The organism is Polynucleobacter sp. AP-Jannik-300A-C4 (assembly GCF_018688335.1).
In the GTDB taxonomy this organism is placed as follows: domain Bacteria; phylum Pseudomonadota; class Gammaproteobacteria; order Burkholderiales; family Burkholderiaceae; genus Polynucleobacter.
The window spans coordinates 556917-572740 of record NZ_CP061316.1 but is presented as its reverse complement, the minus strand read 5'-3'; the positions used below and the strand labels follow the sequence as shown (position 1 = coordinate 572740).

The 15824-nt window shown below is 47.3% G+C and carries 15 protein-coding genes; 6 read left to right on the top strand and 9 right to left on the bottom strand.

Annotated elements, in window-relative coordinates:
- Positions 1 to 16: 16 nt before the first annotated feature.
- From pepN to FD975_RS03000, 5 genes are all read right to left on the bottom strand, one after another.
- Complete coding sequence (gene pepN / locus FD975_RS03020; protein WP_215302992.1) at positions 17 to 2626, bottom strand: aminopeptidase N; 2610 nt, start codon at positions 2624 to 2626, stop codon at positions 17 to 19.
- A gap of 34 nt (positions 2627 to 2660) precedes the next feature.
- Complete coding sequence (locus FD975_RS03015) at positions 2661 to 3236, bottom strand: TMEM165/GDT1 family protein (RefSeq protein WP_215302991.1); 576 nt, start codon at positions 3234 to 3236, stop codon at positions 2661 to 2663.
- 74 nt (positions 3237 to 3310) lie between these two features.
- Positions 3311 to 4429, bottom strand: a complete 1119-nt coding sequence (gene ald / locus FD975_RS03010) for an alanine dehydrogenase (protein ID WP_215303793.1) — start codon at positions 4427 to 4429, stop codon at positions 3311 to 3313.
- Positions 4430 to 4439: 10 nt separating this feature from the next.
- Positions 4440 to 5765, bottom strand: a complete 1326-nt coding sequence (locus tag FD975_RS03005) for an amino acid permease (protein WP_305848967.1) — start codon at positions 5763 to 5765, stop codon at positions 4440 to 4442.
- A 302-nt stretch (positions 5766 to 6067) separates the two neighbouring features.
- Positions 6068 to 6817, bottom strand: a complete 750-nt coding sequence (locus FD975_RS03000; RefSeq protein WP_215302988.1) for a ThiF family adenylyltransferase — start codon at positions 6815 to 6817, stop codon at positions 6068 to 6070.
- A gap of 22 nt (positions 6818 to 6839) precedes the next feature.
- Between FD975_RS03000 and pdxH the strand changes: the two genes are divergently transcribed.
- Positions 6840 to 7475, top strand: coding sequence for a pyridoxamine 5'-phosphate oxidase (pdxH, locus tag FD975_RS02995; RefSeq protein WP_215302986.1), 636 nt, complete (start codon positions 6840 to 6842; stop codon positions 7473 to 7475).
- Between the two features lie 28 nt (positions 7476 to 7503).
- Here the strand turns inward: pdxH and msrA are convergent, their stop codons facing one another.
- On the bottom strand, positions 7504 to 8076 hold the full coding sequence (gene msrA, locus FD975_RS02990) for a peptide-methionine (S)-S-oxide reductase MsrA (RefSeq protein WP_215302985.1): 573 nt from the start codon (positions 8074 to 8076) through the stop codon (positions 7504 to 7506).
- A gap of 52 nt (positions 8077 to 8128) precedes the next feature.
- On the opposite strand from msrA, the gene FD975_RS02985 reads away from it, so the two are divergent.
- Positions 8129 to 9532, top strand: coding sequence for an aldehyde dehydrogenase family protein (locus FD975_RS02985; RefSeq protein WP_251371402.1), 1404 nt, complete (start codon positions 8129 to 8131; stop codon positions 9530 to 9532).
- A 21-nt stretch (positions 9533 to 9553) separates the two neighbouring features.
- Here FD975_RS02985 and leuE read toward each other — a convergent pair whose 3' ends face one another.
- The gene (gene leuE / locus FD975_RS02980) at positions 9554 to 10219 is read right to left on the bottom strand and encodes a leucine efflux protein LeuE (protein ID WP_215302983.1); all 666 of its coding nucleotides are present in this window, start codon (positions 10217 to 10219) and stop codon (positions 9554 to 9556) included.
- Between the two features lie 58 nt (positions 10220 to 10277).
- Here leuE and FD975_RS02975 point away from each other — a divergent pair, with 58 nt between their 5' ends.
- Genes FD975_RS02975 through FD975_RS02965 form a run of 3 tightly spaced genes read left to right on the top strand, consistent with a single transcriptional unit; the run spans position 10278 to position 12566 of the window.
- Positions 10278 to 10418 (top strand): hypothetical protein, encoded by a 141-nt coding sequence (locus tag FD975_RS02975; RefSeq protein WP_215302982.1) that lies wholly within the window; start codon positions 10278 to 10280, stop codon positions 10416 to 10418.
- Positions 10419 to 10470: 52 nt separating this feature from the next.
- Positions 10471 to 11991, top strand: a complete 1521-nt coding sequence (locus FD975_RS02970) for a DEAD/DEAH box helicase (RefSeq protein WP_215302980.1) — start codon at positions 10471 to 10473, stop codon at positions 11989 to 11991.
- Between the two features lie 2 nt (positions 11992 to 11993).
- Positions 11994 to 12566: a chorismate lyase gene (locus FD975_RS02965; RefSeq protein WP_215302979.1), complete on the top strand. Its 573-nt coding sequence runs from the start codon at positions 11994 to 11996 to the stop codon at positions 12564 to 12566.
- On the opposite strand, the gene FD975_RS02960 is transcribed toward FD975_RS02965, so the two are convergent.
- Positions 12563 to 13372, bottom strand: a complete 810-nt coding sequence (locus FD975_RS02960; protein ID WP_215302978.1) for a uroporphyrinogen-III synthase — start codon at positions 13370 to 13372, stop codon at positions 12563 to 12565. The two genes, FD975_RS02965 and FD975_RS02960, sit on opposite strands and share 4 nt — an antisense overlap.
- A 6-nt stretch (positions 13373 to 13378) precedes the next feature.
- Complete coding sequence (gene hemC / locus FD975_RS02955; RefSeq protein ID WP_215302977.1) at positions 13379 to 14359, bottom strand: hydroxymethylbilane synthase; 981 nt, start codon at positions 14357 to 14359, stop codon at positions 13379 to 13381.
- A gap of 43 nt (positions 14360 to 14402) precedes the next feature.
- Here hemC and argH point away from each other — a divergent pair, with 43 nt between their 5' ends.
- Positions 14403 to 15821: an argininosuccinate lyase gene (argH, locus tag FD975_RS02950; protein WP_215302976.1), complete on the top strand. Its 1419-nt coding sequence runs from the start codon at positions 14403 to 14405 to the stop codon at positions 15819 to 15821.
- The last annotated feature ends 3 nt before the right edge of the window (positions 15822 to 15824 follow it).

The following is a 15824-nucleotide window of genomic DNA, read 5'->3' as shown; positions in this document are numbered from 1 at the left end:
CCTTGTTCCAACTGACTTAATTGCCTAAAGCCTTAGAAACCACCTCTTTCACATCTGGAGAGAGGGTTTCGCAAGCATCGACCTTCTTCAGGGCTGCCAGCATATGGTCTTGGTAAGGCTTGGCAAAATGGCGCCAACGATCTAGACCCCTTGCTAAACGAGCAGCAACCTGCGGGTTAATTGGATCCAGGGCAAGAACAGATTCCGCCCAAAATGCATAACCACTTCCATCGCTTTGATGGAAGCTGGCGGGATTATTCATACAAAACGCATGAATGACGCTGCGCACTCGATTGGGGTTATTCATCTTGAAAGCTTCGTGCTCTCGTAAACGCTTAACCACATCCAAGGTAGATTCAGTATTAGCGACTGGGGGTCTGCTGGATTGCAGCGCAAACCACTTATCAATCACTAAAGCATCATCAGCAAATCGGCTATAAAAATCTTCCAGGCAAGCTGCTGCGGATTTACTTCCATGAATCACTAAACCAGCCAGAGCTGCATATCGGTCAGTCATGTTGTCAGCATTCTGATATTGATTGACTGCCATCGGTGCCCAGATCAATGGATCCGCTTCAAGCAGCATGCTGAGTGCAAGATTCTTTAATGCACGCTTACCAGCACTTGCCGCATCAGGGTTAAATGATCCAGGAGTCTGCATCTGCTGGTAAAGAACGGCCCACTCAATTCTCAGCTCACTGGCAATAGCATGGCGGAAAGCACGACGGGCAGCATAAATCTGCTGAGGATCAACGCTTGCACACTGCTCATACAAATAGGTCTCAGCAGGTAATGTTAGAGCCAACTCTTTGAATGCAGGATCTAAGTCCGAATCAGTCAAGAGGGTGCGATAAGCCTCAATCAGAGCTCTATCAGGCAAGCGATTGCCTAAAATCATTTGCATGGCAAGCTTCTGGCCAGCCTCCCAGCGATTAAAGGCATCGTCATCACCTGAGAACATCGTCAGTAAATCAGCCTCACTCTGATCAAAATCTAAATGAATCGGCGCTGAGAAATTACGATTGATTGATAGCACTGGATGACTTGCTATTTGGTCAAAAGTCCAAGTTTGCTGCTCTTGAGTCAGCTCTAGCAAAGTCTCCACCTGATCATCCGCGGGTGTGAGTAAGCGCATCTTCAATGGAATATGAAATGGTTTGCTATCTTTGTGTTCAATATTGGCTGAGGGGCTTTGCGTCAAGGTAATTTGATATTGCTTTTTATCAGCATCATAGGATTCTTCTACCTTGACTTTAGGGGTGCCTGCTTGGCTGTACCAATTCTTAAATTGGGAAAGATCTCGCCCATTAGCATCTGCCATAGCAGCTAAAAAATCATCGCATGTCACCGCCTGTCCATCATGACGCTTAAAGTAAAGATCCATACCTTTACGGAAGCCCTCTAGACCTAGCAAGGTTTGGTACATACGCACAACTTCAGCACCCTTCTCATACACAGTCACGGTATAGAAGTTATTAATCTCTTGATACTCATCTGGACGAATTGGGTGCGCCATCGGACCAGCATCCTCCGGGAACTGCAGTTGACGCAATAAACGCACGTCTTCAATACGCTTCACAGCCCTACCGGACTCACTACCCATTTGATCAGCAGAGAACTCTTGATCACGGAATACAGTCAAACCCTCTTTCAGGGAGAGTTGAAACCAATCTCGACAAGTAACTCGATTACCAGTCCAGTTATGGAAGTACTCATGAGCTACTACGCTTTCAATATTGGCAAAGTCGGCATCTGTTGCTGTCTCTGGCTGAGCGAGTACAAATTTGGTATTGAAAACATTGAGACCCTTGTTCTCCATTGCACCCATATTGAAATCGCTTACCGCCACAATCATGAAGCGCTCAAGATCGAGTTCTAGGCCATAACGTTTTTCATCCCAATGAATCGAAGCAATTAAAGAATCCATTGCATGACGAGTCTTTTTCAGGTCATGTGGCTCCACCCAAATTTGCAGTAACTTCTGAGCGCCACTACTGGTGGTGATAGTTTCCTCAATGCATTCCAACTTACCAGCAACTAAGGCAAACAAGTAAGACGGTTTTGGAAATGGATCCTCCCAAACAGCGCTATGCCATCCATTCGGTAATTTTTCTGTACTAATGAGATTGCCGTTTGACAGCAATACTGGGCACTCTGCTTCACGCGCACGCAGTGTTACGCGATAGCGCGCCATGACGTCTGGTCTATCCAGAAAATATGTAATCTTTCTGAATCCCTCTGCTTCGCACTGGGTAAAGAAATTGCCATTAGAGACATATAGACCCATCAGCGAGGTATTTTTCTCAGGCACGCAGACGCAAATGATTTCAACAATGAAAGCTTGCTTACCTTCATTGGGCAATGCATGAATAGTTAATGTTTCTGGTGTCAGTTCAAATTGACGATGGGCTTCGCCATTAATACGCAAACTCACAAACTCCAGCTCATGGCCTTGCAGTAGCAAAGGCGTGCCAGCCTCATGAGCAGCACCTGGCAAGACCTCTAGGCGACTCTTCACAATTGTCCTAGCGGGATCTAGAGCAATATCTAAGTCAACCTGTGAAAAGGTGTAATTGGGAGCGCGGTATTCGAGCCTACGGAAGCTCTGTGGCAGATCAGTTTTCATGGGGTAATTTTAAGCCCCGTAGACCAATTTCGCCCTAACCCCAGATGAGGGTAGCGACGCCAATGGCGATGAAGGTCACAGCAGCTACAGCATGTACCCATTTAATCGGCATGCGTTTAGTGAACTTCTGACCAATCCAAACAGCTGGGGCATTAGCCAACATCATCCCCAAAGTGGTGCCAATGGTGACAGAGACAACTTCGGAATATTTGGCGCCTAGAGCGATAGTGGCAATTTGGGTCTTATCTCCCATCTCGGCCAAGAAAAAAAGTCCAACCGTGAGCATGAATACCTGAAGGGCTCTATCAGCTACTTTAGATCCAGCTGCATCATCAATGTGATCAGGCACCAAGAGCCAAAGACCTATTCCTAAAAAGCTCAAACCTAAAATCCATTTAAGAATGTCTGGACTCATAAAGGTAGTGAGCCAATGCCCCAGCAAAGCCGCGCAAGCATGGTTGGCAATTGTCGCAATCAATATCCCACCAATAATGGCAAGAGCTTGTTTTGGGTAGCGGGCAGCTAACATCAAGGAAAGTAGTTGGGTTTTGTCGCCCATCTCAGCCAGAGCGACTACGCCAGTAGAAAGAGCTAATGCAGATAAGTCCATTCTTGGAATGATAGAGGAAAGCTTGGGAACCAAAACCCCCAAGCCATTCCACACCTACGACTTCGATGAAGCTGCTATGCAGCCAACAACTCTTCTGCGGATACAAAATCGACCTTCTGGGCTTTAGCAACTGGCTCAGAAGTGAGATTTCCTCGATGCACACTTAAGCCATTGCGCAAATGGTGATCATGGGAGAGCGCCTTCACCATACCTCGATTAGCTAAAGCTTCAATAAACGGATAAGTCGCATTGGTCAATGCAAAGGTAGAGGTTCTCGCAACTGCACCAGGCATATTTGCTACGCAGTAATGGAGAACGTCATCTACGCTAAAGGTAGGATCAGCATGCGTAGTAGGTTTGGATGTTTCAAAACAGCCGCCTTGATCGATTGCGACATCCACCACTACTGCACCCGCCTTCATTTTGCGCACCATTTCTCTTGTCACCAGCTTTGGCGCTGCAGCCCCAGGTAGCAAGACAGCGCCGATCACAACATCCGCCTCACAAACCTCCAATTCAACCAAGAGTGGGTCAGCGTAGAAGGTTCTGACGCGATTGCCGTAGAGCATGTCAATCTGTCTTAAGCAGTCGATATTGCGATCGAAAATACAAACATCGGCACCCATACCCACAGCCATCTGCAAGGCATTACGTCCAACAACACCAGCGCCCAAGATAACCACCTTAGCAGGTGCTACACCTGGCACACCCGCCATCAAGATACCCAAACCTCCATTTGTTTTCTCAAGATGGATGGCTGCTGCTTGGATAGACATCCTGCCCGCAACTTCACTCATAGGCGCTAAAAGAGGCAGGGCACCATTACATGAAGTAACCGTTTCATAAGCAATACAGCTTGCACCTGAGGCCAGCAATGCTTTGGTCTGCTGTGGGTCTGGAGCAAGATGTAAATAGGTAAAGAGGATTTGATCTTCACGCAACATAGCGCATTCTTGTGGCTGAGGCTCCTTAACCTTGACGATCATCTCTGCTTTTGAAAAGACCTCAGCAGCACTGTTGATCAAGGTGGCGCCAGATAGGCGATAGGACTCATCACTCAAGCCAATTTGCTCACCAGCTCCACGCTGTACTAGGACAGAATGTCCCTGCTTACATAAGCCCCTGACATTACCCGGGGTTAAGCCAACACGAAATTCATTATTTTTTACTTCTTGAGGTACGCCAACAATCATTTCAATCTCCTTATTTGAATTCACGACTCAGTTTTGTTTTGCGATGTAAGCCAACGATGTAGAACATGGCGAGATACACACCCAATAGACACGGGCCCAATACCAAGGCAATCCGTGCATCCTCATGAAAGCCCATTAACAACACTACCAAGGTAATAAATGCCAATGCAAACCACGAGGAATAGGGCCACCAAGGCGTGCGATAAGCCAACTCGGCAACCTGGGATTTAGTCAGTGAGCGACGAAATTGAATTTGGGTGAGCAAGATTGCAATCCACACCATTAATCCAACAAAGGTAACTGCAGCCATAACGTACTGAAATGCTTTATCTGGAACGAAGTAGTTCAAGACCACCCCAGTCATACATACTGCTACCGTCGCCATCACCGCTCGATTTGGAACGCCGTACTTAGATAGCTTGGCAAATGGGGAAGGCGCATAGCCATTCACTGAGAGCGCATATAAGAGTCGCCCACCACTGAAGATCCCAGCATTACAAGATGACAAAGCAGCAGTGATGACTACAAAGTTAATGATTCCAGCGGCCTCGCGTAATCCAATCCGCTCAAACATCACCACAAATGGGCTTCCTTGTTGACCAACTTCATTCCAAGGGAAGATAGCCAAGATGACAAGAATCGCACCCATATAAAAAATCAAGATGCGCCATGCCAATGAATCAATTGCCATTGGAATGGTTTTGCGTGGATTCTCTGCCTCACCAGCAGATAAACCAATCATCTCAATACCAACGTATGCAAATAAGACCATCTGCAGGGAAAGCAACATTCCGCCAATACCGTTAGGGAAGAAACCACCATGCTGCCAAAGGTTGCTGAAGCCAATCGGATTCCAGTCATTGGTAAAACCAAAGAAGATGACTGAGCTTCCCAAGGCAATCATGGCCACAATAGCAACGACTTTGATGAGAGCAAACCAAAATTCAAACTCACCAAAAACTTTTACAGCAATGAGATTGATTAAGCCCATCATTAAGATGGAAGACAAAGCCCAGATCCACTGAGGTACATCAGGAAACCAAATCCCCATATAAATACCAACAGCAGTGACTTCAGCTATTCCAACAACGATCCAGTAAGTCCAATATCCCCACCCGACCATATAACCCGCTAGCGGTCCTACGTAGGTATTGGCATATGCAGCAAATGAACCAGCAACCGGCTCATGCACTGCCATCTCACCCAAGGCGCGAAGCACAATGAATGCAACGATACCGGCTAGTAAATATCCCAGCAAGATGGAAGGTCCTGCGATCTGAATCGCGCTTGCCGAGCCCAGAAATAATCCAACACCAATAGTGGAACCCAAAGCCATCAGGCGAATGTGCCTTACTTTGAGGTGGCGCTGTAAACCAGTTTGTTCAGTCTGCAAAAGAGACCTCCTTTCGATTTGTCGTTGGTAAATCACCAACGAGGCAAAGTCTAGGGAGGACTGAGCTTCTACACTAGGGGATAAAAATGCGTAAAGTGCTTAAACAATTAAATATGGTGCAAGAGAAATCTTTGGGCAAAGAAGATACAGGCTTGATGGGGAAATAATAAATTTTGGATGACATCAGAATCCGTAATTTCCTACAGGGATTCCCCTTAAGGATTTATTGCTCAGCTTCAGAAATCTTACTGAATGGCAATGAGATTTAAGACTTCAGCAGCAGCAGCTAAACCACAGGCTGCAGTCACCATCACTGTTGACCCATAGCCAGAACATGCAAGGCCCCCACTAGCAACACCTGCACGAGGCTCGTGAGAGTAGATTGCACGAATACCAATTTTTCTTTTCAGGTTTCTAGAAAATCCATGATCCTGTCTGAGGCCCTGACGCACCTTTGCCAATAAAGCATCTTGCTCAGTTCTAGACAGGTCGTCACATCGCACGGAAGTGGGATCTGATTTTCCGCCAGCTGCACCGCACATGACTAGAGCACACTGGTTTTTATTAGCCCAAACTGCTAAGGCAATTTTGGTTTGTACCGAATCGGTTGCATCTAAAACAATTGCACCTTCTGGAATCAGGGTATCCAGATTTTCTGGCTCCAAAAATGCATCATGGCTAGTGAGCCTGATATCAGGATTAATTTGGCGAATGCGATCAGTCATCGCCTGTACCTTAGCTTTGCCATACTCACCCTCAAGAGCGTGTAGCTGACGATTAGTATTGCTTTCGGCAATGTGATCAAAATCAATCAAGACCAAATGCCCAATAGCCGTGCGCGCCAAAGCCTCAGCAGCCCACGAACCCACCCCACCCAATCCAGCCACAACAACTGTGGCAAGACGAAAACGCTCACGCAGCTCTGGACCGTATAGCCGAGCTACACCTCCAAAACGACGATCTTCTACGCTCTCTTCAATCTTGTCTTCTGCCATAGCTTCTCTTTATACTGAAAAAATGGACTCCATCGCTCAACTTCGCAAAAACTATACCTTCGGTCAACTTTCAGAGACTGAGGTTCCACCCAATCCACTGAGCTTATTTCAGCTTTGGTTTGATCAAGCTATTAAAGCGGAGTGTCCAGAACCCAACTCAATGACTTTGGCCACTGCAGATGCAGCAGGCAATCCATCAGCCCGTATTGTCTTACTAAAAGGGGCGGATGAGACTGGCTTTACCTTCTTTACTAATTACGATAGTCAAAAAGGGAAAGAGTTAGCTGTTCGACCACAGGCTGCCCTACTGTTTCATTGGCATGAACTAGAGCGTCAGGTTCGTATTAAAGGGGGGGTTGAGCGGGTCAGCACTGCCGAGAGCGATGAATATTTCCAGTCTCGCCCAGCAGCCTCCAGAATTGGTGCTTGGGCATCACCTCAAAGCGCTGAAATTCCGAATCGAGAATTTCTTGAAGAAGCTGAAAAGCGCTTCGCGGCCGACTTTGGAGATAAACCACCTAGACCCGATCACTGGGGAGGCTATCGCTTATGCCCTACTGAAATTGAATTCTGGCAAGGGCGTCCATCGCGCTTACATGACCGCATTCACTATCAATTCGATGGGACTCAATGGCGTATTACTCGCCTAGCACCCTAACAGATTCGACCACACTTGATTTGATTGCTTAGCGAAACTCTGGCGCAATCCGAGATTGAAACTTGGCTCTAAATTTAGCTAACTTAGGAGCAACAACTGCCCTGCAGTAACCCTGCCCAGGATGCTGGCGGAAATAATCTTGGTGATAATCCTCGGCTGGATAAATAACGGGCGCAACATCAATTTGAGTCACTACTGGATTGGAGTAGATCTTTGCATTCTCCAACTCTTTGACCACCTCATGGGCAGTGACATTTTGACTTTCACTGTGAATAAAAATCACTGATCGGTATTGAGTACCATGATCATTACCCTGATAGTTCAAGGTAGTTGGATCATGAATGACAAAAAAGATTTCCAATAAATCACGATAAGACACTATCGTCGGATCGAAATAGACATCAACGATTTCAGCATGGCCAGTTTGACCTGAGCAAACGGATTCATAATCGGGATTAGCTAACGCCCCTCCCGCGTACCCCGAAACTACAGCGCTGACACCTATGATTTGCTGGTAAACCGCTTCCAGGCACCAGAAACAGCCACCACCTAAGGTGGCGCGCTCAAGAATGAGGTCATTTTTAAGGATAGTGTTGTTCATACCTTTATCCTAATACCTTATTCAATCATTTGCTTGCTTCACATAAAACCCCATGTCGATAAATCGTTTCACACTCCAATTAGACGAAATCAAGGCAGCCTACGCCGCAGAACCAAACCCCACAGTAGCGGTTCGCCTTGAACGAATTGGTCGAATTGAAAAAATGCTCGCCGCTAATGAAGAAAAGATCTGCAAAGTCTTAGCCGCAGATTTTGGTACTCGTCATTCGATTGAGAGTCGACTCCTAGAATTTCAAATGGTCTATCAGGCATGTAAACATGTCCGTAAGCATCTCAAAGAGTGGATGAAGCCGCAACTAGTCTCAACACCAGCATTCTTGGGCTCCTCTCATGCTTGGACCCAAATGCAATCCATGGGCGTGGTGGGCATCATGAGCCCCTGGAATTACCCGGTCCAACTAGCATTAGTTCCTGCTATTGCGGCTTTTGCGGCGGGTAATCGAGTTTGGCTCAAACCTTCAGAAAGAAGTTCACGCACTTCTGGATTCTTGGCGACATTAATTCAAGAGTATTTTCACCCGATCGAATTTTGTGTCACCGTTGGCGGCACTGAAGTTGCAGAATCTTTTGCAGCACTTCCATTCGATCATCTCTTCTTTACTGGCTCCAGCAACATTGGCAAGAAAGTGATGCGTGCGGCTGCAGACCATCTAACGCCAATCACTCTTGAGCTAGGCGGTAAATCGCCAGCGATTGTTGACCCATCTGCCAAAATGAAAGATGCAGCCGCAAGCATTATTTATGGCAAATTAGTGAATGGTGGTCAAACCTGTATTGCCCCGGATTACGCCATAGTTCACTCAAGTGTTAGCGAAACCTTTATTCAGGAATTGCAAAATGCCGCTCAAGAACAATTTTCCAATCCGGAAGAATTCACAGGTGCAATTGATGAACATCAGTTAGCGCGTTGGCATCAACTGGTTAAAGATGCGGTGAATCGCGGGGCAAAAGCAATTCCTTTGCTTTCTCCTCCTAGCAATCTTGGGCTGGCATTCATGCCTGTGGCACTCCTGAATGTTTCTGAAGATGCGCTCGTCATGCAAGAAGAGGTGTTTGGGCCCATTCTGCCAATCATAACTATTAATGATCTTGATTCCATCATTCGCTATATCAATGAACGGCCTAAGCCATTAACCCTGTACTGGTTTGGTAAAGAGAAAAAGGTAATGCAGCGAATTCTCAATGAAACTCGTTCTGGTGGTGTAACAATCAATGACACCCTCTTGCATGCAGCAATAGAGGATTTACCTTTTGGCGGCATCGGCGGAAGTGGTATGGGTGCCTATCATGGCAGAGCAGGTTTTGATGCATTCAGTCATCGCAAATCCGTCTTAGAGGTTCGCGGCTTCTTGGGTCTCAAGTTCTTAGGTGGAACCAAATTGGCAAGGCCACCTTATCGCAAGGGTGTTGAGCGCTTATTACGCTGGCTCAAATAAATACTATCGCTGGGTTCAGGGCTAGAGCAATAGCTTTGTAGCAAATCCGACTAAAAGTATCCCAACGATAATCCAAAGAATCGCAGCATAGCGAGAGTGCTTTTTAAAGAAGCCCAAAAAATATTGTCCTAAAAATATCAAACCAGTCAAGTAAGTCATGCTGACCAGCTGTAGCACAACAGCAAGATACAAAAAGGTGTGAGCAGGATGCGCGTAGCCCGGTTGAATGAACTGCGCAAAAAATGAAACAAAGAAAAAGATCGCCTTGGGATTAGTTAAGGACAATGTCAAGGAAGCAACCAAGGGGTGCACTGAGCTTAAATAATGCGCTCCGACATCTTTAGTAATAACTGATTGATCTCCACGCCAACGCCGCATTCCATCTCGTATGAACCCATAACCCATCCATGCCAAATAAGCGGCACCTAGCAAACGTATGAAGTTAAATGTGGATGGCGATGAGTTGAGTAAGGTAGCGGCTCCTAGAGCAACACCCATCATCAGAATGGCATCACCAATAAAAATCCCGAGCGATGCCCACGCTCCCGCACGCCAACCTTTCAGTGAAGCAATCGTTAATACATACAGAGAATTTGGACCGGGAAATAAGATGGTAAAAATCACGCCCAGCAAATAGGTGGGGAAGTCGACGATGCCAACACTTGAAGGAGAAATAAACCAATTCATCAGCCCATCATAATTAAATTCGGGAAAACCCTTGTAATTGGCTCCTCAAAATGCCATAATGAGAGGCTTTTTAAAGCAATTTGATTCATCGCCCCCCAGCTATATTTCAGCGCATCGTTTAGAAGTCATAAACACCGAAGTTAAAAATCGCGCTGCCGCCTGTCTGATGGTCGATGCCTTTGACCATCACACTCAATAAAAAACAGAGAGTGTATACACGGAGACATCCCTTGAAAGGGATGTGTAATAGCATGACTTTTTCTAAAGAAACCAATCCCTCTGGAAATGATTTCCAGAATTTCGCCCTCGCGGCGCCACTCCTTAAAAACGTTGCTGAACTGGGTTATACCCAAGCCACTGAAGTGCAAGCTCAGGTTATCCCTGCGGCTCTCGCTGGCGGTGACTTATTAGTCAGCAGCCAAACTGGTAGCGGTAAAACCGCAGCCTTTTTATTACCCTTGATTAATCAACTGATCGAAGACAACCCAAACGGCTCACCTGTACCAGGTCGCGCACAACCTAAAGTGTTGGTGCTCTGTCCTACTCGTGAATTAGCTCAACAGGTTGCCGCAGATGCAGTGAACTTAGTTCGCGGCATGAAAGGTATCCGTATTGCAACCGTCATGGGCGGCATGCCTTATGGCAAGCAAATCCAAGCCCTGAAAGGCGCATTGTTAGTTGTCGCAACCCCTGGTCGCTTGCTCGACCTGACTGACAGTAAAGCAATTCGCTTGGATGATGTTAAGCAACTCGTTATCGATGAAGCCGATCGCATGCTCGACATGGGATTTGCTGATGATCTCGAGGCGATTGATAAGCGTTGTGCTGGTCGCACCCAAACCTTGATGTTCTCTGCAACTTTTGCACCAAAGATTATGTCTTTGGCCAATGAGTTGACTACCAACGCTAAACGTATTGAGCTTGCTCATGCTGGTGAAAAGCACGCGAACATTGAACAGAAGCTGCACTGGGCTGACAGCATGTCACACAAGCATAAATTGCTTGAGCACATTTTGGCTGATGCCTCTTTGGATCAAGCAGTTGTGTTTGCAAGCACTCAAGTTGAAAGTGAAAAAATTGCTGACACCTTACGTGCCAATGGTTACGAAGCTAGCGCCTTACACGGTGCAATGCCTCAAGCTGTTCGTATGCGCCGTCTTGAATCTTTACGTAAAGGTCACACCAAGATTTTGGTTGCGACTGACGTAGCGGCTCGCGGTATTGATGTGCCACGTATTAGTCACGTGATTAACTTTGGCTTGCCAATGAAACCTGAGGACTACACGCACCGTATCGGTCGTACTGGTCGCGCTGGTCGCAATGGTGTTGCTATCACTTTAGTTGAGCATCGTGATCGCGCCAAGATTCGCAACATCGAACGCTTTACACAGCAAGATATCGTTGCTTCAGTCATTGCCGGCCTTGAGCCACAAGCTAAGCCTAGCTTTGGTGGTGGCGGTGGTCGCCCAGGTGGCGGTCGCTCTGGTGGCGGCTTCGGCGGTGGCAACCGTTCTGGTGGCGGTGGCGGTCGTTATGGTTCTGGTGCCCGCTCAGAGTCTCGTTCTGGTGGCGGAGGCGGTGGTAATCGCTCAGGCAATCATTTCGAATCTCGCTCTGGCGATTCCCGTCCATCTGGTGATTCACGCCCTGCTGGTGGCAATCGATTTGCTGATTCACGCCCTGCACGTTCTGCTGACTCACGTCCATCCGCTGGTCCACGTTTTGCTAAACCAAAATCTGGCGGTCAACGCAGAAACTTTAGCGGTAGCTAAAAATGAATCACCGTCGTCGTCTCCGTTCTGCATGGAATCGAGTCGATTCCGGTGAATTGCATCAGGCGCCACGCAAGTGGCAGGCCTGGCTAAGTGATACCGGTTCTTTAACCCAAAAAATTGAACGCGCAATCGGACAAAAACTAGAGGTAGTAGTTCTGCGAGATTGCCGGCAAAACCTAAATAGCGACGAGAGTCGCTATTTTCATTTCAAGATCAAACGTTGTCGTATCCGTGAAGTGCTGCTTTGTGTAAACGGTGTTCCACTAGTCATGGCTCACAGCATTATTCCCATCAGTAGTTCTAGTGGCAGTAATCACGAGATTTTACGTTTAGGAAAGAAACCTTTAGGAGCGGTGTTGTTTGCTAAAACACGCATGCACTCCAAGAAAAAACCTTTACGTGAAATTACTAGATTGGATAAACGAAGCGCCTTATGGAAAAAGTGTTTCCAGCAATACCCAGAGCTTCCCTCTGTGAGTTGGGCAAGACGTACGCTCTATCAACTGAAGGGGCGTCAACTCCTGGTGAGTGAAGTATTTCTACCGGCGCTACTGAACTACCCTAGCAATTAAACGGATAGCCAAGCTCGTGATGCGGCAATTAAAGCCTCGTCACCGGGTTCGCAAGTAAATACCTTACCAAACCCAATTTGTTCTGCTGCACTAGCAATATTGTGATGCGGGCACATTGCTGATGCGAGATCGAGCGACAATGTTGCTTGACCCAAATAACGCACTGCCTCAGATGAGGTAAGCAACCAAAGTGATTTTGCAAAATCCATCTCATGGACATCATTCCAAGCGGAACTGTTGAGATCTAATGGTACGCGGGTATAAACAGAGAAAGCCTCAACTTGCGCCCCAGCCTGTTTTAAAGTTTCAGCCAACCAGTCGCGCCCACCCTCGCCCTTAAAGATGATGACTTTCTTGGTCGACCATTCCCAGTTCAGGGCCTGCAATTCAGACCAAAGACTTTCGGAATCCCACTGTGCATTACTCTGAGGAAGAATAATTTTTGTCGCATTGCCCTCGAGACCAATACCGTGATTATTGAGGGCTGCCAAACTACTTCCTCCCATCACACCTATTGGTAATGGCCGATCAGACACCTCTTGCCAAGACCTTTCCAGCAAACGCATCGTGCATTCAATTGCATTGGGGCTAACAAAAATTGCTAGGTCTGCAGACTTGAGTGCTGCAGTGATCCGCCCTGCTAAAACATCATCACCCTTCGGGACAATTGTCAGTAGTGGCAAAGAAATAATCTGGGGGACTGTGTCTTTCGTAAACCCGCTATCTACTAAACTTGCTTGTAAGGCTTCCGACAATTGACGTGCCTGTCCGCTGGGACGGGTAATGACAATAGTCTTGTTGCTCATTGGGTTTTACTTAGGTAGACCGTTTGGCAATAAACGCTCTGCACCCTGAGCAATCAGATCTCGTGCAACCGAGAGTCCAAGTGCTTCCGCATCTTCTACACTTTTTACAGCGCCTTGAGCACTAGCCAAGCAACTTGCAGTGCCATCGACACTGGCGACAAAAGAGCGGATATTCATATGATCTTGATCCCATGTGGCATAAGCCGCTAAAGGTACCTCACAAGAACCACCGAGTTGACGCGACACCATACGCTCAGCAGTGACCGCATAAAGGGTTGGCAAATCATTCAGGGGGGCTAACCACTCTTGAATATTGGGATGCTTGCTCAAAGTTTCGATACCGAGCGCACCCTGTCCAGCAGCTGGGGTGTATGGATCAATCGGTAACAGTGCACGAATACGACTTTCCAAACCTAGTCGCTTGAGACCGGCAGCAGCCAAAATAATGGCTTGATACTCACCACGATCGAGCTTGCCCATACGGGTATCTAAATTGCCACGCAAAGGTTGAATCACTAAATGTGGGAACTTGGATCTTAGGACCGACTCACGGCGCAAGCTAGAAGTGCCTACCACCGCGCCATTTGGTAAATCCTCTAGGCTGGCGTAATCATTAGAGACAAATGCATCATGCGCATCTTCCCGAGCCATCACGCAGGACAAATCAAAACCCTTAGGCATGACCATAGGCACATCTTTAAGGGAGTGCACAGCCAAATCAGCCCGGCCGTCTTCCAAGGCAGTTTCGAGCTCTTTCACAAATAAGCCCTTACCACCCACTTTAGAGAGGGCCTTATCCAGTATTTGGTCTCCCCGGGTAGTCATACCCAGAATCTGCACGTCGCACGCTGGATAGAGCTTTTTAAGGCAATCTCGGACGTGTTCCGCCTGCCACATGGCGAGGCGACTCTCACGGGAGGCAATTACCAGGCGCTGAGGTGTGCCAGATACAGGGGAAGTGGAGCTAGAAATAGGGGTTTGGGACATAACATTTAAAATAATCAAAGACCTACACCAATATACTGCGTTTATGAGCTCATCAAAAAATTCCCTTGCCAACAAAGCCCAAGCTTGGTCGGCCCGTTTTAACGAACCCGTTGACGAACTAGTTCAGCGTTATACCGCCTCCATTGGCTTTGATCAACGTTTTGCCTTAGTCGACATTGCTGGATCTTTGGCTCACGCTGAAATGCTGGCTACCCAAAAGATTATTAGCGCGCAAGATTTAGCGGATATTCAAAAGGGTATGGCTCAGATTAAGGGTGAAATTGAGGCTGGTGAATTTAACTGGCAACTCGCTCTGGAAGATGTCCATCTGAATATTGAAGCTCGCCTAACGGAATTAGTCGGCGATGCCGGAAAGCGTCTTCACACTGGTCGTTCACGTAATGACCAAGTCGCCACGGATTTACGTCTGTGGTTGCGTGGTAGCGTGGATCAAATTGCAGCCACCCTCAAAACCTTGCGTATTGCTTTGCTGGATCTTGCGGAGACCCACTCTGCCACGATCATGCCTGGCCACACTCACCTGCAAGTAGCGCAGCCCATTACTTTTGGCCATCACTTAATGGCTTATTACGAAATGTTTAGCCGTGATGCTAGCCGTTTGGCTGATCTTCGTGCTCGCTTTAATCGTCTGCCGCTTGGTGCTGCTGCATTAGCCGGAACCACCTACCCAATTGATCGCGAGCAAGTTGCCAAGACTCTTGGTTTTGATGGCATCTGCAATAACTCGCTTGATGCAGTATCTGATCGCGACTTTGCGATTGAGTTCTGCGCCTTTGCTTCCATCTTGATGATGCACGTTTCTCGCCTATCTGAAGAGCTTGTGCTTTGGCTCAGCCCACGCTTTGGCTTTATTGATTTACCGGATCGCTTCTGCACTGGCAGTTCCATCATGCCGCAGAAAAAGAATCCAGATGTACCGGAATTGGCGCGCGGCAAAACAGGTCGTGTATACGGCGACTTAATCTCTTTATTAACCTTGATGAAGAGTCAGCCGCTGGCATACAACAAAGATAACCAGGAAGATAAAGAGCCTCTGTTTGATGCTGTTGATACCGTGCAAGATACATTGCGTATCTTCGCTGATATGGTCCCACATATTCAGGTGAAAGCCGATGTGATGAAGGCTGCTGCTGAAGAAGGCTTCGCCACCGCAACTGATTTGGCTGATTACTTGGTTAAAAAAGGTTTAGCCTTCCGCGATGCGCATGAGGCCGTAGCCCATGCCGTTAAGGCCTGCGTTGGTCGTAACTGCATGCTTACCGATCTCACTCTGTCTGAATTACGCTTTGCCTGCGGCTTAGATAATCGCCCTGAACTCATGGGTGATGATGTCTTTGCCCTCTTAACGGTAGATGGCTCTGTAAATTCTCGTCAACATGCTGGCGGTACTGCTCCAGCGCAAGTGCTTGCTGCAATTAAACGGGGTCGTGCAGATCTCTAAACT

Excerpts from the sequence above, each read along its gene's own strand:
- pepN (WP_215302992.1), bottom strand. The coding sequence starts at position 2,626 with ATGAAAACTGATCTGCCACAGAGCTTCCGTAGGCTCGAATACCGCGCT.
- FD975_RS03015 (WP_215302991.1), bottom strand. The coding sequence starts at position 3,236 with ATGGACTTATCTGCATTAGCTCTTTCTACTGGCGTAGTCGCTCTGGCT.
- ald (WP_215303793.1), bottom strand. The coding sequence starts at position 4,429 with ATGATTGTTGGCGTACCTCAAGAAGTAAAAAATAATGAATTTCGTGTT.
- FD975_RS03005 (WP_305848967.1), bottom strand. The coding sequence starts at position 5,765 with ATGGCTTTGGGTTCCACTATTGGTGTTGGATTATTTCTGGGCTCGGCA.
- FD975_RS03000 (WP_215302988.1), bottom strand. The coding sequence starts at position 6,817 with ATGGCAGAAGACAAGATTGAAGAGAGCGTAGAAGATCGTCGTTTTGGA.
- pdxH (WP_215302986.1), top strand. The coding sequence starts at position 6,840 with ATGGACTCCATCGCTCAACTTCGCAAAAACTATACCTTCGGTCAACTT.
- msrA (WP_215302985.1), bottom strand. The coding sequence starts at position 8,076 with ATGAACAACACTATCCTTAAAAATGACCTCATTCTTGAGCGCGCCACC.
- FD975_RS02985 (WP_251371402.1), top strand. The coding sequence starts at position 8,129 with ATGTCGATAAATCGTTTCACACTCCAATTAGACGAAATCAAGGCAGCC.
- leuE (WP_215302983.1), bottom strand. The coding sequence starts at position 10,219 with ATGAATTGGTTTATTTCTCCTTCAAGTGTTGGCATCGTCGACTTCCCC.
- FD975_RS02975 (WP_215302982.1), top strand. The coding sequence starts at position 10,278 with ATGAGAGGCTTTTTAAAGCAATTTGATTCATCGCCCCCCAGCTATATT.
- FD975_RS02970 (WP_215302980.1), top strand. The coding sequence starts at position 10,471 with ATGACTTTTTCTAAAGAAACCAATCCCTCTGGAAATGATTTCCAGAAT.
- FD975_RS02965 (WP_215302979.1), top strand. The coding sequence starts at position 11,994 with ATGAATCACCGTCGTCGTCTCCGTTCTGCATGGAATCGAGTCGATTCC.
- FD975_RS02960 (WP_215302978.1), bottom strand. The coding sequence starts at position 13,372 with ATGAGCAACAAGACTATTGTCATTACCCGTCCCAGCGGACAGGCACGT.
- hemC (WP_215302977.1), bottom strand. The coding sequence starts at position 14,359 with ATGTCCCAAACCCCTATTTCTAGCTCCACTTCCCCTGTATCTGGCACA.
- argH (WP_215302976.1), top strand. The coding sequence starts at position 14,403 with ATGAGCTCATCAAAAAATTCCCTTGCCAACAAAGCCCAAGCTTGGTCG.